General features: G+C 51.0%; 2 tRNA genes. Both read right to left on the reverse strand.

Going from position 1 to position 241, the window contains the following annotated elements:
* Positions 1-76 (reverse strand) — tRNA-Gly (locus tag HMPREF2606_RS05435).
* A gap of 34 nt (positions 77-110) precedes the next feature.
* Positions 111-186, reverse strand: a tRNA-Gly gene (locus HMPREF2606_RS05440).
* Positions 187-241 lie beyond the last annotated feature (55 nt).

Below are 241 nucleotides of genomic sequence, written 5' to 3' on the forward strand. Positions count from 1 at the left end.
TGGAGCGGGAAACGAGTCTCGAACTCGCGACCTCAACCTTGGCAAGGTTGCGCTCTACCAACTGAGCTATTCCCGCATATTGAAAAAGAACAATCAACAAGTAATCAGAATGGAGCGGGAAACGAGTCTCGAACTCGCGACCTCAACCTTGGCAAGGTTGCGCTCTACCAACTGAGCTATTCCCGCATATTCGGATGCATGATTTAATGGAGCGGGAAACGAGTCTCGAACTCGCGACCTC

This window comes from Neisseria sp. HMSC070H10, from assembly GCF_001837635.1.
In the GTDB taxonomy this organism is placed as follows: domain Bacteria; phylum Pseudomonadota; class Gammaproteobacteria; order Burkholderiales; family Neisseriaceae; genus Neisseria; species Neisseria subflava_A.